Genomic DNA, 19,568 nt, shown 5'->3' with positions numbered 1-19,568 from the left:
GCGCCACCATGGAACGACAACATCTCTATGGGGAAGCGCTGAGTGCCTCTTCAAACTGACTCCGGGATTCCTTGAAGCGCGCCACCGGAAAGCTGAGGGGGACACCGGCCACGGCCGCTTCCAGCATCTGGAGATGAGCATCCCAGCCTGCCGCGCTGATGGCGATCTGGTCTTCGGGCAGTAGCCCGATGGTAAGGGTGAGCCGTGTGCCGCTGTTGGTCGGTGCGAGATCCCAGCGCAGGGGTCTGCGTGGCGCGTCACCGTTACTCCAGGAGTAGGTGAGGTGGCGTTCCGGCTCAAGCTCGATGATATGCGAGTCAATGGGCTCACCACTCATCTCGAACTCGATGCGGACCCGCCCACCGGGACTCAGATCCATTTCACCGGGCGCCAGCCACTGCCGGAGATGGTCGGGGTCCGTCAGCCAGGTCCATACCTGTGCCGGAACGGTGGCGAGCTCCCTCTCCAGCATGACCTTCCAGCCATCGGTCTGCTGTTCAAACGCTGCCCTTTCGGTACGGTTTACCGCTGATGAATCACTCATGAACCTGCTTCCTTATTCTGTCTATTGCTGACCAACCACCCTATGCCAGTGTAAGCTCAGCCCACCCAATAGCGGTTGATCCCGATCAAACGCATTCAGGCTCTGAGCTTCCAGCGCCTTCGTCCCAGGCTGCGTCGCCCGGTCTGCGCCCGATGGTCACCATCGTTATCATCTCTCGTTTCGTGTAAGGTTTCTGGCCAGATCTTTTTGTTTAATGTATTTTAAGTACATCTTATTTTGAAACCAGGAAGGCGTCAATTCAAAGGGTATGAATACTCCATTGATGCCGACCCATGAATCGACACCGATAACAGGAGCCCACAATGAGCGCGTATCTTGATGAGAAACTCGAGCCCATCTTCCAGGACGTTCTCCACCGAAATCCCGGTGAGCAAGAGTTCCATCAGGCGGTCCACGAGGTCCTGGAAACCCTTGGCCCCGTCCTGGTGAAACATCCGGAGTTTGTGGACTCCCGCATCATCCAGCGCATCTGTGAACCGGAGCGCCAGATCATCTTCCGGGTGCCCTGGCAGGACGACAACGGCGAGATCCAGATCAACCGCGCCTTCCGGGTGGAATTCAACAGCGCCCTCGGCCCCTACAAGGGCGGCATGCGCTTCCACCCCTCGGTGTATCTCGGCATCATCAAGTTCCTGGGCTTCGAGCAGATCTTCAAGAACGCGCTTACAGGCCTGCCCATTGGTGGCGGCAAGGGCGGCAGTGACTTTGACCCCAAGGGGCGCTCGGACTCCGAGATCATGCGCTTCTGCCAGAGCCTGATGACCGAGCTCTACCGCCACCTGGGCGAATACACGGACGTGCCCGCCGGTGACATCGGCGTGAGCCAGCGCGAGATCGGCTACCTGTTCGGTCAGTACAAGCGCATCACCAATCGTTACGAGTCCGGCGTGCTCACTGGCAAGGGACTGGGCTGGGGCGGGAGCTGTGCCCGCACCGAGGCCACCGGCTACGGCACCGTCTTTTTCGTGCAGGAAATGCTGAAGGCCCGCGGCGAATCACTGGATGGTCGTAAGATGGTGGTTTCCGGTTCCGGCAACGTCGCCATCTATGCCATCCAGAAGGCCCAGCAGCTGGGGGCTCATGTGATCGCCTGTTCCGATTCCTCGGGGATCCTCGTCGATGAGGAGGGGCTCGATCTGGACCGGATCCGGCGCATCAAGGAGGTGGAACGGCGCCGGATCAGCGATTACGCCGATGAGAAACCCAATGCCCGGTACGTGCAGGACGGCAACGTCTGGCGCGTGCCCTGTGACGTGGCCCTGCCCTGCGCCACCCAGAACGAACTCAATGGCCAGGACGCGAAGTACCTGGTGGAAAACGGCTGCCGTGCCGTGGCGGAAGGCGCGAACATGCCCACCACACCCGAAGGCGCCCAGGTCTTCCGCGAAGCGGGCATCGCCTATGGGCCCGGCAAGGCCGCCAATGCCGGTGGCGTCGCGACCAGTGCCCTGGAGATGCAGCAGAACGCCAGCCGCGACTCCTGGTCCTTTGAGCACACCGAAAACCGGCTCGAGCAGATCATGGTGAACATCCACCGCGACTGCTTCGAAACGGCAGAGACCTTCGGCTCCCCGGGCAACTACGTGGTGGGCGCCAATATCGCCGCCTTCCTCAGGGTGGCACGGGCCATGGAGGCGCAGGGGTTGATCTGAGCCGCAGGACTGGCCAGGCTCTGTTTCACGCTCAACATGTGTCACCCGAGATAGAACATGGTCTTGGCCAGCACGGCTATGGGAAGAGAAGGTCCTCAACCATCACTACCAGAGCGAAGGCCGGATCAACCCCCTCCGTAACGCCGGCCTGGCTTACCAGGAGGAACTCCACATTGCCTTCACCCCGGCCCGGCCCGAAGGGCGAGAACTGGCTGACGCCCTCGACCGGGGGATGGTAACGCTGCGCGAACAGGGAATGATCGCGGAGATACTGGCTGATTACCGGAGCCTAAACCACTGACCGGATGAGGAGCGCGGTTTCCGGTAAGACGTCGGCAACCGGCGCCTGGAGCCAGACCCGGTGACCACTGCCAGGCGCCGATGGCACTGACTGGTGATCCAGCTCTGACAACAGCGTTGAGGGCTGGAACCAGTGATTCCCGGCGGGCGTCATGAGTTCCAGCCAGTCCCCGCATTCAAACCGGTTCTTGGCCTCAATACACAGCCAGTTCCCCTCACGGGCAATCACCTCCCCCACCCACTGGCGGGTACCGAGCAGCGAGGTTCCGGCTTCATAGCGCTGGTATTCCGCTGGTGGATGACGGCGCAGGAACCCCTCCGTGTACCCCCGATTCGAGAGCGCCTCCAGCTCATCCATCAGTGTCCGATCAAAGGCCCTGCCCGCCATGGCGTCATCAATGGCACGCCGATGAACCTGCACCGTACGGGCAACATAGTAGGGGCTCTTCGTGCGCCCCTCGATCTTGAGCGAATCCACGCCCATCCGGCACAGCCGCTCCACGTGCTGCACCGCGCGCAGATCCTTCGAATTCATGATGTAGGTGCCGTGCTCGTCCTCGTGCATGGGCACGCTGTCGCCGGGGCGACCGGCCTCCTCAACCAGCATGCTGCGTTCACCGTCTTCCTGGTGCAGGGGAATCAGGTCGCCACTGCTGTCATGAGTGGAGGCCTGCGGGGTATAGGACCAGCGGCAGGCATTGGTGCAGGCCCCCTGGTTGGCATCGCGATGGTTCATGTAGCCGGACAGCAGACAGCGACCGGAATACGCCATGCACAGCGCCCCGTGCACGAACACCTCCAGCTCCATACCGGGCACCTGCCCGCGCATTGCCTCAATCTCGTCCAGGGACAGTTCCCGGGAGAGAATGACCCGCTCCAGCCCCTGCCGGCGCCAGAACTCGAGGGTGGCCCAGTTCACCGCATTGGCCTGCACGGACAGGTGGATGGGAATATCCGGCCAGTGCTCGCGCACCAGCATGATGAGCCCGGGATCGGACATGATGAGCGCGTCCGGCCCGGTGGCGATCAGCGGTTCCAGATCCCGGAGGGCGGAGCGGATCTTGTCGTTATGGGGAGCAATGTTGAGTACCAGATAGAAGCGCCGGCCGTGCGCATGGGTATAACGGATGGCCTCCGCCAGCGCCTCGGCGTCCCGGAAGCTGTTGTTGCGCACCCGCAGCGAATAGCGGGGTGGACCGGCATAGACCGCGTCCGCGCCATAGGCGATCGCCATTTCAAGGTGTCGCTGGTTGCCGACCGGGGCCAGCAGTTCAGGGGCCTGTTCCATCATGCGCGCAGGGTAGGACATGCGGCACAGCGGCTCCTTGATTTCCATCAGCCATCAGGCCTTCCCCTGCACCGCTCTCCCGTTTAGGGTAATGCCATGACTGATTTCAGCCTGCACCCACAGCTTGAGGCCGACTGTCACTGGGTCGGCCGCCTGGAGAACTGCCAGATCCTGCTCCACCACAATGCCGGTGTTCCCTGGTACATCGTGGTTCCGGAAACTGCGGCGGGGGAGCTGCACGAGATGGGCATGGCCGAGCGTGCCGATGTGGACTGGGTGCTTGATGCCATGGCCCGTTTCATCAAGCACCATCACGGCAGTGAACGCATCAACCTGGGGGCCATCGGGAACCGTGTGCCCCAGCTGCATATCCACGTGATCGGGCGCCGCGAGGGCGATCCCTGCTGGCCGGATGCGGTCTGGGGCCACCTCCCCGAAGGCCCGGCCTGGAGTGATGCGGCGATTGAGGCCATCCGCCAGCAGGCCCCGGTCGAGGCCTGACCCCTACCAGGCCCCGCGTGTGATGCGGCGGCAACCCCGAACGCTGCCGTTGTAGAAATAGACCCAGGCAGGACCAAAACGGGTATCCCGCTGCTGGCGGGTGTATTCGCCCCGCTCCGGAGCCTGGGCGCTGTAGCCCTCCAAAGCGTCCACCCGGGCGAACGTCCGCTCATCCACTTCGTACACCTCCACCAGAATCCCCCGGGAAGGCTGTTCAACAGCACCGGGGTACGGACCCAGGTCGTGGAGGACAATACTGTTCAGGTGATCCGTGCCCAGAAAGCGGGCACGCATAAGAAGGTGGTGATTGCTGCAGCCGCGCTTGAGGGTGCCATAGACCGCGATGCGGAACGCCGCATCCTCCCCATTACCGTTCATTCCCGACTCTCTTTCTCCTCTGTTACAGCATCACTCTGCGCGTACCAGTCATCCAGCATACGCTGCAGCCGTTCCCGCTGGATGGCCTCGTGCAGTTCGCTCTGGCGTTTCTCATCACGCAGCGAGCGCAACAGCGCCACCGCCATGAACAGCATCAGGATCATGAAAGGGAAGGCCGCCAGGATCGAGACGGTCTGCAGCGCCCCAAGCCCACCGCTGAGCAGCAGAACGCCCGCCACCAGCACCTGCACCGTGCCCCAGGTCAGACGCGACCAGCGCGGCGGGGTGAGCACCCCCTTGCTGGTGAACATGCCAAGCACGAAGGTGGCGGAGTTCGCGGAGGTGATGACAAAGAGCGTGATCAGGACCAGTACCAGCCAGCCCAGCCACTCAGCCCCGGGCAGCAGCGAGAGCATCACGAACAGGCCGGCACTGACCTCATCGGCCACCGCCTGGCCGACAGCCGCCTCTTCGAAGAGTTCAAAATAGAGTGCAGAGCCACCGAAAGTCGCGAACCAGAAGGTACTCAGGAGCACCGGGGTGCCAATCACGCCCACCACGAATTCACGGATGGTCCGCCCGCGCGAGATACGGGCGATGAAGCTGCCCACAAACGGCGCCCAGGAGAGCCCCCAGGCCCAGTAGAAGATGGTCCAGCGCTCGACCCAGTCATCCCCGGTGTAGGGCGTCATGACCAGACTCATGCCCATCACGTTGGAAAAGTAGTCGCCAATGGCGGTGGTCATGGCGGCGGTGATGAAATCCGTGGGCCCGGCGAAGAAAACGAACACCAGAAGAGCCCCGGCCAGGAGCATGTTGGCATCGCTCACGTAGCGTACGCCGCTTTCCAGCGGAGCCATGGCGCACAGCAGGAAGACCACCGAGACACCGCCCAGGATCATCAGTTGCTGGTCGGTCCCGAAGGCGACCTCGGACACGGTAACCAGGCCGCTGTTGATCTGGATGACCCCTAGCCCGAGGGTCGTGGCGACACCGAAAACGGTGGAGATCACGGCCAGCACGTTGATGCCGTGACCGGTGAATCCATCGACCCGTGCTCCCAGACTGTTCCGGAAGGCTTCGCTGATCAGCCCCGCCCGCTGATGGCGGAAGCGCACGTAGGCAATGGCGAGCCCCACAACCGCAAAGTTGGCCCACTGGTGGAAGCCCCAGTGAAACAGCGAGTACTGCATCGCCAGCCTTGCTGCCGCAGGCGTTCCACCCTGAGCACTGTCCAGCGGCGGCTGCAGGTAATGGCTCATGGGCTCGGCCACCCCCCAGAAAACCAGACCCACGCCCATGCCGGCGGAGAAGATCATCCCCAGCCAGGTGAGGAAGGAGAACTCCGGCATCTCTCCGTCCGCCCCCAGGCGGATGTGCCCGTAATCGCTGAACGCCACCCCCAGACAGAACAGCAGGAAGCCGGTAGTCACAAACAGGTAGAGCCAGCCGAAATGCAGTGTGGTGAATTCCAGCGCCTGGTTGCTGTAGGCCGCGAACGGCTCCGGCCACGCCACGCCGGCCCCGACGAACGCAAGCAGCAGAAGCAGTGAGGTGTAGAAAACCCATCCTGGACGGTGATTGCTCATGAGTACGCTTCCAATGCTGACGGAGTGACCACTCTAGCTTCCCCCGTTCACGGGATAAAGACCGGTCTCAGGCCCCCGCATCCCGGACATTGCGGTACTGGCGCGGATCAATACCATGACGCTTCAGCCTTGAGGCGAGCGTCGTGGGCTTAAGCTCCAGGAGCTCGGCGGCACCCCCCTGCCCGAATACCTTGCCTCGGCACTGGCGCAGCGCACTGATCATGTTCTCACGCTCCTGCTCCCGTTTCTCGGCTTCGGTCAGTGGCCGCTGCTGCGCCGTTCCAACGGCTTCAGGGCCAACGGCAACCGGCTCCGGACCCGCAGCTTCCCGATCCGCTGGCAGGTCAAAATTCAGCTTACGACCCCGTGTGACGATCACCTGCCGTTCGATCACATTCTCCAGCTCCCGGACGTTCCCCGGCCAGCTGTAACGCTGGAGGGCTTCCACATTGGCATGGCTGAGCTCCAGCGGCGCCCGGTGGAATCTGCGGCAGGCGTTACGCAGGAAAAGCTGCGCCAGCGGCGGGATGTCCTCCGGGCGCTCACGCAGCGGCACGGACTCGATCGGGAACACATTCAGCCGGAAATACAGATCCTCGCGGAAGCGGCCTGCCTCAACCTCGGTTTTCAGGTCCCGGTTCGTCGCCGCAATGACCCGCACATCCACGCTGCGCGTGTGCGTTTCACCGATACGCTCAAACGTCTGCTCCTGCAGAACCCGAAGCAGTTTGCCCTGCAGTGACAGCGGAATCTCACCCACTTCGTCCAGGAACAGGGTACCGCCGTCGGCCAGCTCGAAACGCCCGCCCCGGTCGTTCACCGCCCCGGTGAAGGCCCCTTTGGCATGGCCGAAGAACTCACTCTCGAACAGCTCTGCCGGAATGGCGGCGCAGTTAACCCGGATCATGGGCCTTTCGGAACGCTCGCTGACGTTGTGGATGGCCCGGGCGATCAGCTCCTTGCCGGTGCCGGATTCGCCGGTAACCAGCACATTGGCGCCGGTGGGCGCGACCAGGTCGATGCGCTGGATCATGGCCGCCACCGCCTCGCTGCGCCCGACGATCTCATGCGCATTGTGCTCGGCGCTGATCTCCTCCTGGAGGTAGGCGTTCTCCATCTCCAGCCGGTGCTTGAGGTTTTCCACCTCTTCCAGCGCTTCCTTGAGGCTGTCCTCGGTACGGCGACGGTCAGTGATGTCACGGAATACCACCACCGCCCCCACCAGCTGGCCGTTGTCCACGATGGGCGTGCTGGTGTACTCCACCGGAAAGCCGGAGCCGTCCCGGCGCCAGAAAAAATCATCGCTGACCCGATGAACGGCCCCGTCGCAGAAGGCCTGGTAGATGGGGCAGCACTCGCGTTGGTGGGGCGTACCGTCCGAGTGGCTGTGGTGAATGGCCGTGTGCATGACCCGTCCGAGCAGTTCATCCCGGTGCCAGCCCAGCATGCGCTCGGCGGCGGAATTGATGAAGGTGGTGCGCCCCTCGGCATCCACCCCGTAGATGCCTTCGCCCACAGCTTCCAGGATCAGCTGGTTCTCGCGCTCGATCTCCCGGAACAGGGTCTCCACGCGCTTCCAGTGAAGGAGGCCGCCCCGGTGATAGCTGTTGATCTCGTGGCGCTCCCGGCGCTCGCGCAGCAGGGTCAGATCCCGCAGCAGCATCAGCACACGGGGCTCCCCGGCTTCCGTCATGACGGAGAGCGACATCTCAAGTTCGATGACCCGCTCATCACGGGCGACGAGACTCAGATCCCGGCTCCAGGCCTGACCATGGGTCATGGCCTCGTCGGTGAGACTGACCAGCTGGGGAATCTGGCCTCCGAAAAGCGTGGTGACACGCAGAGACACCAGCTCCGCCACCGACCGCCCCAGCATCCGCGCAAGATGACTGTTGGCAGCCTCAACGGTATCGCGCACCGGATCCACCAGCAGGCCGGGCTCCGGCAGTGCTTCGATCCAGTCCAGACTTGTCTGCGGTGTGATGACAGCGTTCATGGGGCCTCCCGCTGATGTTTTCCTTCCCCAATCAAACGCCGTGCCGGATCACGAATTTCCGTAGCCGGGAACTACGAGTTCCCGTGAATCACGAAATCACGTAGCACCTTCCGCCAGACCGTTAAGTCAATAAGTGACTGATTGAAAAGCACATTCTGATTCAAAGACAGATTGGCATGATCACTGCGACGGCAGAGATGAACCCCCAGCACAGGGGCTGCCGGGCGACTCCGGCAGTGCCCTTTTCCGGGGCACGCCAGACGCACCTGCACAACGCTGAAACAGGAGCAGCACCATGATGAACCACGAAACCATGACCGCGACCATCCTTACCGCCAAGAACGAGAAAGGCTACACCTGGGAGCAGCTGGCCGAGTCCATTGGCATGTCGCCCGTATGGACGGCTTCCTGCTGCTACGGCATGAACACCATGCTGGAGGATCAGGCCAAGGGGCTTTGCAAGACGCTCAATCTCGGTGACGACGTGGCACAAACCCTGCAGAGCTGCCCTCACAAGCACTGGGACAACGCCGTCCCGACCGACCCCCTCATCTATCGCATCTACGAAGCCTGCATGATCTACGGCGACAGCGTGAAGGACATCATTCACGAGAAGTTCGGCGACGGGATCATGAGCGCGATCGATTACAAAATGCACGTGGATCGGGTCGAGGATCCGAAGGGAGACCGGGTCGTGATCACCATGGATGGGAAATTCCTCCCCTTTAAGCGCTGGTAAGAATCGCAAGGCCGAAACACTTGGCCCTGAGCATTGCGTCTTGTTACTTACCCTGTTTCACAGAGGATCAAACCATGAGAACTTATCCTATGGCCCGCCAGAAGAGGTCTGCTCCTGCAAGGGTGTTGGCACTGTTAGCCGCCCTACCAGCGAGCCAGGCCGTAGCAGGCCCGGTAACCGAGGCCATCAAAGATGGGGAAGTCTCGCTGAGTGCCCGCTATCGTTATGAATTCGTGAACCAGGACAGCGTCCCCAATGACGCTCATGCCTCCACATTGAAAACCAAACTTGGCTATCGCACTGGCAGCGTCAGTGGCTTCAGCGGGTTTCTGGAGGCTGAAAGTGTTACCGCTGTCGGCTCCGAGAATTTCTCCAGCCCAACAAACGGTGTTCCCTCACCCTCGAGTACGTCCCCCAACCGACACCCCGTTGTAGCGGATCCTACCGAAACGGAAATCAACCAGGCCTATATCCGCTACCAGGGTCTGGCGGACACGGACATCAAGTACGGTCGACAGCTCTTTACCCTGGATAATCACCGCTTCATTGGACATGTCGCCTGGCGCCAGAATGAGCAGACCTATGACGCGGCCACGGTAGTGAATCAGTCGCTTGAGGATACGACCCTGACGGCGGGCTACATCTACAACGTCAATCGGCTTGTATCTGGAGCCGCCGGTCCGCGTGGCGATGACGCCATGCAAACCGGTGTCTTCAACGCACGCTATGACGGCCTTGCGGCCGGGTCTCTCACGGCTTACAGCTACCTGCTGGATTATGACAATCTGGATACCGCCTCCACCAGCAGTTACGGCCTCCGCTTCACAGGCGACACCGAGGTGAGTGATAGCGTCAAGGCGCTCTATACGCTCGAATATGCGCAGCAATCCGACTATGCCGACAACCCAGACAGCTTCGAGGTGGATTACTACAAGGTTGAAGGTGGGGTTTCAGCATCGGGTGTTACTTTCAAGCTCGGTCAGGAAACGCTTGGCTCCGACGGTGGGACCGCTTCGTTCCAGACGCCGCTGGCGACCCTCCACGCCATGAACGGCTGGACGGACAAGTTCCTCAGCACGCCGGAAAACGGCCTGGTCGATAGCTATGCATCGATTGGAACCAAAGTGGGCGGCATCAAGCTGATGGGCATCCACCACCAGTTTGAAAGCGATACCGCCAGTCAGGACTATGGCACGGAAACCGGCGTTCTGGCGGTTAAGCCACTGACGGAGACCTACACACTAGGCTTCAAGGCCGCCCGCTACAGCTCAGATGATTTCAGCGTGGACACGGACAAGGCCTGGCTCTGGGTCAGCGCCAATTTCTGAAGTGCGGTAAACAAGGGTGGCGTCTTCGAGCGCCACCCGTCTATCATTTTGCCGAGGCTTATGATGACTTCCAAAAACCATTGGGAAACCGTTTACGGAAACCGTTCAGATCCCGAAACCAGCTGGTTTCAGGAGCATGCTACCCAGTCACTGCAACTGATCCATACTGTCCAGCCTCCCCTGAGCGCCTCGATCATTGATATCGGCGGCGGCACCTCACCATTGGTCCATGATCTGATTGAGGCGGGCTATACAAACCTGTCACTGCTGGACTTATCAGGGAAAGCGCTCACTCGGGCCCAGTCAAAACTGAAGGACAGGGATCCCGGCATTACTTGGTGGGAAGGCGACATCACCGAAGCTGCACTGCCGCCCGATGGTTACGATCTCTGGCACGACCGCGCCGTCTTTCACTTCCTGACTCATCCCAGCGATCGCCGCCAATACACCGATGCAGCAAGCAAGGCCATTAAACCGGGGGGACACCTCATCGTTGCGACTTTCGCGGATGATGGGCCCACCGAGTGCAGCGGTCTGCCGACCTGCCGTTACAGTCCGGCAGCGCTAGAGGCGGAATTCGCGGACACATTCGAGTGTCTCCAGTGCCAGAAGGAGAACCACCGGACACCGAATGGCGTCGAGCAACCCTTTGTCTACTGCCTTTTCCGAAGGAAGGGATAACGCCTTTATTTCAAGCCGAACTTTTCCAGCCTGTAGTGCAACTGTCGCGCACTGAGACCGAGCTCTCTGGCTGCCTGCGTCTTATTGCCACGACAGCGTTGAAGCACCTCTTGAAGCTCCTGCGGATCCGACTCCGCCACCCGTTGATAGGGTCGGCCAGTGGAAGGGTATGCGCTCATCTCCCTAACGCCGATTCCATGCGGATTCGAATCCACCTGCTCCGTTTCCTCACCAACAGTCGACTCCTCCCGCAGTATGTGTTCTATGTCGCTGGCTTCAATCACACTGCTACGCGTCGTGAGCACCGCTCGCTCCATGACGTTTTCAAGCTGACGGATATTCCCGTGCCACGGGAAACTCTCCAGGCGTGACTGCACACCTGGTCCCAGAGTCAGGTTGCGCCTGTGGCGATGAGTAAAAGTGTGAAGAAAATGCCGAGCCAGAAGAGCAACATCACCGTCACGCTCGCGTAGGGGCGGCAGCCGCAACGGTATTACATTGAGACGGTAATAGAGATCCAGTCGGAAAGTACCCTGGTTAACACCCTGTTGAAGATCCTTGTGGGAGGCCGTGATAACACGGATATCCACATGGATGTCCTGATTACCGCCGATGCGTTGTACGCAGCGTTCCTGAAGCAGCCGCAAAAGCTTGGACTGCAGATCAAGACTCATATCGCCGATTTCATCCAGGAAGAGAGTGCCACCATCAGCGGCCTCCGCCTTTCCCTGGCGACTACGGACGGCCCCTGTGAAAGCGCCCTTTTCATGGCCAAACAGCTCTGCTTCCAGAAGCTGCTCCGGGATGGCAGCACAGTTGATGCAGACGAAGGGCTTACCCACCCTGGGACTGTATTCATGAATCATACGAGCAAATTTTTCCTTGCCCGTGCCGGACTCTCCCCGGAGCATTACAGTGGCATCACTAGCCGCAACTTGCGTCGCTTCTTCCAGGGCTTCAAGCAGGACGGGACTCTCCCCAAGGATACCGTGCTTGAAGCTCTGTCGTTCCAAAGCCGACCGCAGGGCTTCGTTCTGCTGTTCCAGATGTTGCGTGCGCTGGTGGATAAGAGTCCCAATTCTCAGAGTCTGGCCAATCATGGCTGCTACGATACGCAGAAGATGAATATCGGCCTGGAAGGCGCGCGGCCGGTTGCGGATACGGTGGCATCCAAGGACTCCAGCGGGCTGATCATCCAGCATAATGGGAACAGCAACGAAGGACACCACTTCAGAGGGCAAAGTGGCGCGCTCCACGGCCCTGAACCGAAACTCCGGCTCACGGTCGATGTCTTCAACCACACAGACACGCCCTGTCTGCATAACGTAGCCCGTGATGCCTTCACCGAGATTATAGACTCCCTGTTCCCTTTCCCGGTCACGGAGTCCGTAGGCATATTGGATACTGAGCTTGCTGCCGGTATTGTCCGGCAATACAACCCGCCCCCGATTCAGCCCAGCCAGTTGCGATAGCAGTCGCAGCACGGCAGGTATGGTTATAGAAGCTTCCAGAGAGCGACCAAGGAGATCGGCCGCTTCAGACAGGATGAGGGCATCCTGGTCCGGGTCATTGCCAATCGGCTGATCGATTTCCATCGGAGCCTCACTGCTAAAAAAATGGAGCGGAGAATGCAGATGCAAACTCCGCTCCATCCTAAAGCAGGCTCAATTGCCGGATCCCTGCCGGAGTATTGCTGACTTCGCTGCCCTTTCCCAGTGCAACTGGCTCCAGTATGGCGCACCGGCAAATGATCTGCTCAGGTTCCCTGCCACCCAACGTAGCGGATCAATGCAACCACAATTGCATCTAACACATAACCTATAACACCGATTACCAAAACCAGTGCCGCCAGCAGATCATAGGCAAGAATGTCGCGAGCATCGTTGATCGCATACCCAAGACCGCTGGTTACGCCGAGGTACTCCGCCGGCACCAGCACCACCCACGCAATCCCCAGCGCAAGCCGGAATCCCGCAAGAATATCCGGTGCCACAGCGGGAATAACGAGCCGCCTCAGACTGGCCAGGGGGGAAGCCCCAAAGTTGCGCGCCACCTTGAAGTACATCGGGTCAATCCGTTGTACCGCGAAAGCCGTCGAGAAGAGAATCGGCCAGACCGACGCCATGAACAGCAGGAACACGATGGCTCCATCCCAGGTCTCGAACGCCAGCACGGCGATGGGCATCCATGCCAGGGGGCTGACCATGCGAAGCAGCTGGAATGGAAAACTGGTGATCTTCTGCATCACGGGCAGTGAACCCACCAGTATGCCAACGGGTACCGCCACCAGCGTGGCCCAGAACAACCCCAGCCCGATGCGGCTCAGGCTGGGATGCACTGTATCCCACAGGGTCCCCGACCATAGAAGCTCCCATGCCCGTGGCAGCGCGCTCTCGGGCGCGAAGGCCGAGAACGCCTGGGTCGAGGGATTGCTGGCGATCAGGTATCCCCCGAGCCACCAGAAGCCCAGCAGGATCGCCAGACCCAGAAGGGGATAGCCCAGGTTCTCGCTGATCCGGCGCGCGTAATGGCCAATCTCGACGCCACCAGCGGTGGCCGGAGTCGTTGTGGTTGCCGTCATACCTTGATCACCTCTTCACGCTCCCAGGGGTTGGCCGAGTCCATGCCCGGCAGGTGTGCGTCCGGGTATTTCTCCAGCGCTTTCTTGACGAACCGGTCATCCACCAGGTCCCTTGCCACGAAGTCGGGATCGAGACCCTTGAGGAAGGTCGTATCACCACTAACGAGGGTCTGGTTCATGGACTTGACCAGTTGCCGGGTTGCGGACGGATAGGGATAGGGCGAAAAGTCGATACGGCCCGTGCTCCAGTCCTCGTGCCGGATTGCATCCGGAGAGGCATAGTCATCGGGGTCGTAATGCGTCATCGCCTTGACCACGACATCTTCCGGCATGGGCAGGTAACCCTTGCCATCCCGGGACAGCATGCGCGCCGTCGCTTCCTTGTTGGTCTGGGCATAGAGCTCCGCGCGCACCAGCGCGTTCATCACCTTCTGGGTCCATTCCGGCTTGGCCTCGACGTCATTCTCGTTCATGCAAAGCACACAGCAGGGATGGTTCTTCCAGATATCGCCGGTGAAGCGGAGTAGGCGGCCATTCGCGAGATTCTCTCCGGCGGCATTGAACGGCTCAGCCACGGTGTAGCCATCAATCTGGCCGCCAGCCAGTGCCGGGGCCATGTCCGGTGGCGGCAGGATCAACAGGTTCACCTGGTTGTCGCCCAGCGGCGCGCTCTGCTCCTGGATGACCGGTTCGAGGCCGGCCTGGCGCAGAGCCATCTGGAGCAGCGTATTGTGGACCGAGTACCAGTAGGGCACCGCGATCTGGCTGCCACCGAGATCGCTGAAGTTTTCGGCGGAGCTGCTGCCGCTCATCAGCAGGGCAGAACCGTTGATGTGGGCCCAGGCCATGAGCTTGACCGGGAAGTCGTTGTTGTAGCGCATCCAGATCGGGATGGGGTTGAGAAGATGCACAAGATTAAAGTGGCCACTGGTGAAACCTTCCACCAGGGAGGACCAGCCACGGATCAATTTCGGCTCTGCTACATCCAGACCTTCCTCCTCAAAGTAGCCGTTCGCATGCGCGACCAGCAGTGGCGTGGCGTCCGTAATCGGCAGATAGCCAATCCGGACGACGCCATCACTGGCCATCGCCTGGCGCATCATTCCTGCGGTGCCCAGGGTAGCCGCAAGGCCACCAGCAGCCAGGGAGTCCAGCATGAAACGCCGCCGTCCCTTATCGAGGGTGTATTCGTTGTCCAGGCTCTCGTCGTGATTGCAGTTGCATTTAACCATTAGCGATCTCCTTAGGATCTGGGGTCTGTGACGTGTGACCGGTAGTTTCAGAGTCAGCCGGGGTCTCGACCGACGCACGGAAGCGATCCATGAGATCCTCGCGGATTTCGGTGAATGCCGGATGCATTGGGTTTCGCGGAAACGACAGGTCAATATCCATAATGCTGCGGAAGGTGCCAGGGTTGCGTCCCATCACGACGACCCGTTCGCCCATGTTCAGGGCTTCATCAATGTCATGGGTTACCAGCACCAGGGTGATGCCCTTGTCGCGTGCAATTGAACTGACTTCCAGTTGCAGATTCCGACGCGTAAAAGCGTCCAGCGCCGAAAAGGGCTCATCCAACAGAATCATCTGCGGTTCCACCGCCAGGGACCGCGCCAGAGCGACACGCTGCTGCTGGCCGCCCGACAGGTCCTGGATGCGGGCCTCGGAGCGATCCCTGAGTCCGACAAGCTCCAGCATTTCGTCGATCCGTCCTTTCAGGTTCTGCGTCTGACCAGTGAACTGTAGCCCCAGGGCCACATTCTGTCTGACATTGAGCCAGGGATAGAGACCGGGCCTCTGGAACATCATGTTCCACTCGGGATGAGCCCGAGTGACCTGTCTCCCATTGATCTTGACGCAGCCCTCACTGGGTATCAGCAATCCCGCCAGCATGTGCAGCAGGGTGGACTTGCCACAGCCACTTTCTCCAATCAGCGCGATATTGCTCCCCGCGCCGATATCCATCATCAGGTCCTGAAGCACCACCTCCCCTTTCGGGGAGAACTGATGTGTTATGCCATTGATCTGTATAGATGCACCCATAATTGATTTCCCGCGTTGCATGGTTGCTCGATGTTGCATTCACGTGAGCCACCGGGCGCTGTCCGAAAGCTCTTTCGTCCTGCTCGTGCAAGAGCCAGACCAACCCGGACAACCCGCCACACTGCTGGAATCAAAGGCATCCGAAGTCCTGATCACGGAATGTACAAACACGACAATGTCTACATTGTCTTCTCTGTAAAACCACAAACTGACTCCACAAAGGCCCTCCCCTACCTTCCCGGTGCCCCTGAAAGGCCCGCACCTCAGGGGCTGAGAGAACATTCTCACAACACTGGCATGCAATCTGCTGCTCCCCCTTTGAATGCAGACGGACAAACCGTCGCTCTAAAAAAGCAGCAAATAAGGAGACAACACATGTCTGAAGCCGCAGCTCAGAATGCCAAGACACCGCTTCGCCCTATCGACCTTGAAGGACTCAAGTCCCTGGGTGCCAAAGCCCAGATGGACCCGGAAAAGGTCAACACTCTGAAGTCACACACGGAATGCGAAGGGGTCTTCCGGATGATGACCTACTGCCGCGACCTCGACGGGCACCTTATCGACGAGCCCCCGACACTGCTGGGCGAGAACAACGCGCCCAACCCCTCTGAAGCCGCTCTCGCCGCACTGGCGTCCTGTCTTCTTGTGGGCATTCACGCCAATGCCACCTGGCGCGGCATCACCCTCTACAAGCTGGAAGCGAACCTGGAGGGCGATATCAACATCAGTAGCGTCTGGGGCGTGGGCGACACGAGCGAGAAGCGACTCGGTTTCACCGAGATCCGCGCCGAGTTTGATATCGATGCGGACTGTTCACGTGAAGAGCTGCAGGACCTGATCGAGTGGTCGGACAAGTGGTCGCCGGTGGCGAACACCATGCGCAACCCCGTGCCGACCAAGACAAGCCTGGCGTAACCAGGACCTGTTCCGGCGCGCCGCGCCGGAATTGATCCCCGATGACTAGGAGAGAAAGCCATGACTGCCGCGGAAAAACTCAAGCCCCAGACCGATCCGTCTGACCCGGTACCCGGTGTTGAAGCGCTCGTTCAGAGCACGCTGGCGCCCCAGACCGTTGAAATCGATCGTCAGGGCACCTATCCAGCAGGCTTCATGCACGAGCTTGGTGCGCTGGGCGGTTATCGCCAGCACTTGGGATCCGGCGGTGCACGCGGTCCGTCCGGGCCCGGACATTTTGGTAATGCGGTCCGCGTTATGGATGCCGTCTCCAGCGAATGCATGTCGACCGGCTTCTGTGTCTGGTGCCAAGACGCCCTGGGGTGGTACCTGGAAAACGCCGATGACACCAGCGTGCGTGATCAGCTGCTGCCCCGCATTGCGGATGGCAGCCAACTCGGTGGAACCGGCCTGTCCAACGCGCTCAAGCACTTCGCGTCGATCGAGGCTCTCAAGATCCGTCTCAGGCGTGTCGATGGCGGCTATGTGGCCAACGGCACACTGCCGTGGGTTTCCAACCTTGCCAATGACCATGCCTTCGCCGCGATCTTTCAGGTCGAGGGCAGCGACCGCAAGGTCATGGCCCTGACCTTCTGTGACCAGCCGGGATTCAGCCTCCAGCAGTGCGCCGAGTTCACCGCCCTCGAAGGCAGTGGCACCTACGCCTGTCATTTCCGCGACTGCTTCATCCCGGACAGCCAGATCATCAGCGAGAACGTCCCCGCCCTGATGCAGCGCATACGCTCCGGCCTTGTCCTGATGCAGATGGGCATGGGCCTGGGGCTGGTGCAGGGCTGCATTGACATCATGGAGGGCATGCGCGAAACCCAGGGCCACGTGAACTGCTATCTCGACGAGCAGCCCGAAAGCCTGGCTGAGGACCTGGCGGATGCCCGAATGGCCACGCAGGCACTGGCCGGTGACATCGGGGATGATTCCGACAGCCTGTTTGCGGATGTGCTGCAGCTGCGCCACAGCGCCTCAGAGCTTGCGCTTCGTGCCTCCCAGGCGGCGATGCTGCATGCCGGCGCCCGTGGCTACCTGGCGGACGCCCCCGCCCAGCGCAAGCTGCGGGAGTCCTATTTCGTGGCCATCGTCACCCCTGCAATCAAACACCTCCGCAAGGAACTGGAGCGGCTTGGCGCCGCTTGAGGAGAGATCGCGATGAGCCAGCCCTATCGCCGTTACCTGTGCATTGTCTGTGGCTTCATCTACGACGAGGCCGAAGGGGACCCGGATGGCGGGCTGCCACCGGGCACCCGTTACGAGGACATCCCGGATGACTGGGAATGTCCCGACTGCGGTGTCTCCAAGGCGGATTTCGTGCTCCTGGAGTCGCCCGCCGAGCCCCAGGAGGCGCCTGCTGGCCGGACCCAAATGCAGCCTGGCCAGGATCCCGACCAGGTTGTCGTCATCGGTGGCGGCATGGCGGGCTGGAATCTTGTGGAAGCACTGCGGGCCGAAGACAGTTCACGCACGGTGACACTGATCTCACACTGTGACGCGGATGTCTATCCCAAGCCCCAGCTTTCAGCCGCCGCTGCCCGCAACAGGCAGCCCGATGACCTGATCACCGTTGCCGGACCGGAGCGGGCGCAGCAGCTGGGAATCAATCTGATGCCCCGCACACGCGTGTTGTCTATCGACACAGAACGCCGGCGCATCATCACGCCACGAGGGGGTGTTCCCTACGGCGCCCTTGTGCTCGCCTCCGGCGCCCGACAGCCCAGGCCCACACTGGCGGGTGATGCCGCCGACCAGGTGATGCAGGTTAATGACCTGCACAGCTACCGCCGTTTCCGGGCTGAAACCGATGCGCAGGCACCCTCCAGGATTCTTATCCTGGGCGCTGGCCTTATCGGCAGCGAATTTGCCGACGACCTGTCCAGCGCCGGCCACCAGGTTGATCTGGTTGACCAGGCGAGTCATCCCCTGACAAGGCTGCTGCCGACGACATTGAGCGCCACCCTGGGCTGGGCGCTCCGGGAAAAGGGCGTCAACCTGCACACCGGCTGTACCGTGCAATCGGTCCGCACCACCCCTGAAGGGCCACTGGCTGTCCAGCTGGACTCCGGTGAGACGGTCCAGAGCGATGTCGTGCTCAGCGCCCTTGGACTGATTCCCAACGTGGAGCTTGCCAGGCTCGCGGGCGCCGCCACGGGCACCGGCATCCAGGTTGATTCCCGGCTGCAGACCTCCATCCCCGACATTTACGCGATCGGGGACTGTGCCGAGCACAACGGACAACTGCTTCCCTATGTGCGGCCACTCCAGGAGCAGGCCCAGGCCCTGGCCGCCAACCTCTGTGGCCATGAGACCCATTACCAGGCGAATGCCGGGACCATCGTCATCAAGACACCGTCATTGCCCCTGGCGGTATGGGCGCCCGAGGAGGACGGCGAGTGGGTGGAGCGCGAGGCCGATGGTCAGGACATTGTCCTGGAACACCGATCAGAGGATCGACTGACCGGTTTCGCCCTGTCCGGCAAGCGCACACGCGATGCCAAACAGTATGAAGCGCAGATGCGCGGTCAATAAGTCAGGAGCCCGAACACAATGTTCCGTGTTGCCAGCGATTATTCGCCAAAAGAAACGGTTGAACGACTCAAAGAGGCCATCAGCACCGAGGGCATGTACCTTCTGTGCCACATCCCGGCCTCGACCAACGTCGCCCACGTTGGCCTGGAGAGCCCTTTCCACCAGGTGCTCGAGGTTTTCCATCCAGCTTATGCCGCGCGCGTGTGGGAAGCCCGGGAGGACGCGGGCATTGCGATACCCGTGCGGGGCCATGTCTACGAGAGCGTCGCGGGCGGCGTCCGGGTCGACTGGCAGCGGCCGAGCGTCAACCTTGGCCTCTTCCCTGAACCGGAGCTGGCCACCATTGGGCGCGAACTGGACCCCGTGTTTGAGCGCATTGTCCATTCCGTCGGCACCGAACCGGAAACACTATAGCCACACATCCAGGAGGGCCAGGCA

General features: G+C 60.9%; 18 protein-coding genes. 9 read left to right on the top strand and 9 right to left on the bottom strand.

Annotated elements, in window-relative coordinates; all coding sequences use genetic code 11:
* Positions 1-25: 25 nt before the first annotated feature.
* Positions 26-544: an SRPBCC family protein gene (locus GLW01_RS04580; RefSeq protein ID WP_160898279.1), complete on the bottom strand. Its 519-nt coding sequence runs from the start codon at positions 542-544 to the stop codon at positions 26-28.
* 323 nt (positions 545-867) lie between these two features.
* On the opposite strand from GLW01_RS04580, the gene gdhA reads away from it, so the two are divergent.
* The gene (gdhA, locus tag GLW01_RS04575; protein ID WP_160898278.1) at positions 868-2,217 is read left to right on the top strand and encodes an NADP-specific glutamate dehydrogenase; all 1,350 of its coding nucleotides are present in this window, start codon (positions 868-870) and stop codon (positions 2,215-2,217) included.
* A 289-nt stretch (positions 2,218-2,506) separates the two neighbouring features.
* Here the strand turns inward: gdhA and yegQ are convergent, their stop codons facing one another.
* Complete coding sequence (yegQ, locus tag GLW01_RS04570) at positions 2,507-3,853, bottom strand: tRNA 5-hydroxyuridine modification protein YegQ (RefSeq protein ID WP_237416486.1); 1,347 nt, start codon at positions 3,851-3,853, stop codon at positions 2,507-2,509.
* 48 nt (positions 3,854-3,901) lie between these two features.
* On the opposite strand from yegQ, the gene GLW01_RS04565 reads away from it, so the two are divergent.
* On the top strand, positions 3,902-4,306 hold the full coding sequence (locus GLW01_RS04565; RefSeq protein ID WP_160898277.1) for an HIT domain-containing protein: 405 nt from the start codon (positions 3,902-3,904) through the stop codon (positions 4,304-4,306).
* Between the two features lie 3 nt (positions 4,307-4,309).
* Here the strand turns inward: GLW01_RS04565 and GLW01_RS04560 are convergent, their stop codons facing one another.
* The 3 genes from GLW01_RS04560 to GLW01_RS04550 all read right to left on the bottom strand — a co-directional run bounded on the left by GLW01_RS04560 (position 4,310) and on the right by GLW01_RS04550 (position 8,269).
* Positions 4,310-4,684 carry a gamma-glutamylcyclotransferase gene (locus GLW01_RS04560; protein WP_160898276.1) on the bottom strand — a complete coding sequence of 125 codons (375 nt, stop codon included), beginning with the start codon at positions 4,682-4,684 and terminating at the stop codon, positions 4,310-4,312.
* Positions 4,681-6,273 carry a BCCT family transporter gene (locus GLW01_RS04555; RefSeq protein ID WP_160898275.1) on the bottom strand — a complete coding sequence of 531 codons (1,593 nt, stop codon included), beginning with the start codon at positions 6,271-6,273 and terminating at the stop codon, positions 4,681-4,683. Before GLW01_RS04555 ends, GLW01_RS04560 begins: the two co-directional genes overlap by 4 nt.
* Before the next feature lie 67 nt (positions 6,274-6,340).
* The gene (locus GLW01_RS04550; protein WP_160898274.1) at positions 6,341-8,269 is read right to left on the bottom strand and encodes a sigma 54-interacting transcriptional regulator; all 1,929 of its coding nucleotides are present in this window, start codon (positions 8,267-8,269) and stop codon (positions 6,341-6,343) included.
* A 295-nt stretch (positions 8,270-8,564) separates the two neighbouring features.
* Between GLW01_RS04550 and cynS the strand changes: the two genes are divergently transcribed.
* The 3 genes from cynS (at position 8,565) to GLW01_RS04535 (ending at position 11,017) form a co-directional block, all read left to right on the top strand.
* Positions 8,565-9,008 (top strand): cyanase, encoded by a 444-nt coding sequence (gene cynS / locus GLW01_RS04545; protein WP_160898273.1) that lies wholly within the window; start codon positions 8,565-8,567, stop codon positions 9,006-9,008.
* Positions 9,009-9,082: 74 nt separating this feature from the next.
* On the top strand, positions 9,083-10,336 hold the full coding sequence (locus GLW01_RS04540; protein ID WP_202405561.1) for an alginate export family protein: 1,254 nt from the start codon (positions 9,083-9,085) through the stop codon (positions 10,334-10,336).
* Positions 10,337-10,396: 60 nt separating this feature from the next.
* A complete protein-coding gene (locus tag GLW01_RS04535; RefSeq protein WP_202405560.1) occupies positions 10,397-11,017 on the top strand; it encodes a class I SAM-dependent methyltransferase in 621 nt (206 codons plus the stop codon).
* Positions 11,018-11,022: 5 nt separating this feature from the next.
* Here GLW01_RS04535 and GLW01_RS04530 read toward each other — a convergent pair whose 3' ends face one another.
* The 4 genes from GLW01_RS04530 to GLW01_RS04515 all read right to left on the bottom strand — a co-directional run bounded on the left by GLW01_RS04530 (position 11,023) and on the right by GLW01_RS04515 (position 15,677).
* Entirely contained in the window at positions 11,023-12,612 is a 1,590-nt protein-coding gene (locus GLW01_RS04530) for a sigma 54-interacting transcriptional regulator (RefSeq protein WP_160898272.1), read from the bottom strand.
* Between the two features lie 161 nt (positions 12,613-12,773).
* A complete protein-coding gene (locus GLW01_RS04525; RefSeq protein WP_160898271.1) occupies positions 12,774-13,598 on the bottom strand; it encodes an ABC transporter permease in 825 nt (274 codons plus the stop codon).
* Positions 13,595-14,830, bottom strand: a complete 1,236-nt coding sequence (locus tag GLW01_RS04520) for an ABC transporter substrate-binding protein (protein WP_160898270.1) — start codon at positions 14,828-14,830, stop codon at positions 13,595-13,597. The genes GLW01_RS04525 and GLW01_RS04520 overlap by 4 nt, the downstream gene beginning before the upstream one ends.
* Positions 14,823-15,677, bottom strand: a complete 855-nt coding sequence (locus tag GLW01_RS04515; protein WP_237416485.1) for an ABC transporter ATP-binding protein — start codon at positions 15,675-15,677, stop codon at positions 14,823-14,825. Before GLW01_RS04515 ends, GLW01_RS04520 begins: the two co-directional genes overlap by 8 nt.
* A gap of 336 nt (positions 15,678-16,013) precedes the next feature.
* Here GLW01_RS04515 and GLW01_RS04510 point away from each other — a divergent pair, with 336 nt between their 5' ends.
* From GLW01_RS04510 to GLW01_RS04495, 4 genes are read left to right on the top strand one after another with little or no spacing between them, the layout of a single operon-like run.
* Positions 16,014-16,553 (top strand): OsmC family protein, encoded by a 540-nt coding sequence (locus GLW01_RS04510; RefSeq protein WP_160898269.1) that lies wholly within the window; start codon positions 16,014-16,016, stop codon positions 16,551-16,553.
* A 60-nt stretch (positions 16,554-16,613) separates the two neighbouring features.
* Positions 16,614-17,744, top strand: a complete 1,131-nt coding sequence (locus tag GLW01_RS04505) for an acyl-CoA dehydrogenase family protein (RefSeq protein WP_160898268.1) — start codon at positions 16,614-16,616, stop codon at positions 17,742-17,744.
* Positions 17,745-17,756: 12 nt separating this feature from the next.
* A complete protein-coding gene (locus tag GLW01_RS04500) occupies positions 17,757-19,130 on the top strand; it encodes an FAD-dependent oxidoreductase (RefSeq protein WP_160898267.1) in 1,374 nt (457 codons plus the stop codon).
* An 18-nt stretch (positions 19,131-19,148) separates the two neighbouring features.
* Entirely contained in the window at positions 19,149-19,544 is a 396-nt protein-coding gene (locus GLW01_RS04495) for a DUF302 domain-containing protein (RefSeq protein WP_160898266.1), read from the top strand.
* Positions 19,545-19,568 lie beyond the last annotated feature (24 nt).

Origin of the sequence: Vreelandella halophila, assembly GCF_009856365.1 — a bacterium.
Lineage (GTDB): Bacteria > Pseudomonadota > Gammaproteobacteria > Pseudomonadales > Oleiphilaceae > Halospina > Halospina utahensis_B.
Note: the sequence above shows the minus strand (reverse complement) of the source record. Positions and strands in the feature narration are given on the sequence as shown.

What these genes read in the sequence shown, in the direction of transcription:
- GLW01_RS04555 (WP_160898275.1), bottom strand. Translation starts at nt 6,273, where the DNA reads ATGAGCAATCACCGTCCAGGATGGGTTTTCTACACCTCACTGCTTCTG.
- GLW01_RS04495 (WP_160898266.1), top strand. Translation starts at nt 19,149, where the DNA reads ATGTTCCGTGTTGCCAGCGATTATTCGCCAAAAGAAACGGTTGAACGA.
- GLW01_RS04505 (WP_160898268.1), top strand. Translation starts at nt 16,614, where the DNA reads ATGACTGCCGCGGAAAAACTCAAGCCCCAGACCGATCCGTCTGACCCG.
- gdhA (WP_160898278.1), top strand. Translation starts at nt 868, where the DNA reads ATGAGCGCGTATCTTGATGAGAAACTCGAGCCCATCTTCCAGGACGTT.
- GLW01_RS04530 (WP_160898272.1), bottom strand. Translation starts at nt 12,612, where the DNA reads ATGGAAATCGATCAGCCGATTGGCAATGACCCGGACCAGGATGCCCTC.
- GLW01_RS04535 (WP_202405560.1), top strand. Translation starts at nt 10,397, where the DNA reads ATGATGACTTCCAAAAACCATTGGGAAACCGTTTACGGAAACCGTTCA.
- GLW01_RS04525 (WP_160898271.1), bottom strand. Translation starts at nt 13,598, where the DNA reads ATGACGGCAACCACAACGACTCCGGCCACCGCTGGTGGCGTCGAGATT.
- yegQ (WP_237416486.1), bottom strand. Translation starts at nt 3,853, where the DNA reads ATGGAAATCAAGGAGCCGCTGTGCCGCATGTCCTACCCTGCGCGCATG.
- GLW01_RS04560 (WP_160898276.1), bottom strand. Translation starts at nt 4,684, where the DNA reads ATGAACGGTAATGGGGAGGATGCGGCGTTCCGCATCGCGGTCTATGGC.
- GLW01_RS04580 (WP_160898279.1), bottom strand. Translation starts at nt 544, where the DNA reads ATGAGTGATTCATCAGCGGTAAACCGTACCGAAAGGGCAGCGTTTGAA.
- GLW01_RS04500 (WP_160898267.1), top strand. Translation starts at nt 17,757, where the DNA reads ATGAGCCAGCCCTATCGCCGTTACCTGTGCATTGTCTGTGGCTTCATC.
- GLW01_RS04510 (WP_160898269.1), top strand. Translation starts at nt 16,014, where the DNA reads ATGTCTGAAGCCGCAGCTCAGAATGCCAAGACACCGCTTCGCCCTATC.
- GLW01_RS04540 (WP_202405561.1), top strand. Translation starts at nt 9,083, where the DNA reads ATGAGAACTTATCCTATGGCCCGCCAGAAGAGGTCTGCTCCTGCAAGG.
- GLW01_RS04515 (WP_237416485.1), bottom strand. Translation starts at nt 15,677, where the DNA reads ATGCAACATCGAGCAACCATGCAACGCGGGAAATCAATTATGGGTGCA.
- GLW01_RS04565 (WP_160898277.1), top strand. Translation starts at nt 3,902, where the DNA reads ATGACTGATTTCAGCCTGCACCCACAGCTTGAGGCCGACTGTCACTGG.
- GLW01_RS04550 (WP_160898274.1), bottom strand. Translation starts at nt 8,269, where the DNA reads ATGAACGCTGTCATCACACCGCAGACAAGTCTGGACTGGATCGAAGCA.
- GLW01_RS04520 (WP_160898270.1), bottom strand. Translation starts at nt 14,830, where the DNA reads ATGGTTAAATGCAACTGCAATCACGACGAGAGCCTGGACAACGAATAC.
- cynS (WP_160898273.1), top strand. Translation starts at nt 8,565, where the DNA reads ATGATGAACCACGAAACCATGACCGCGACCATCCTTACCGCCAAGAAC.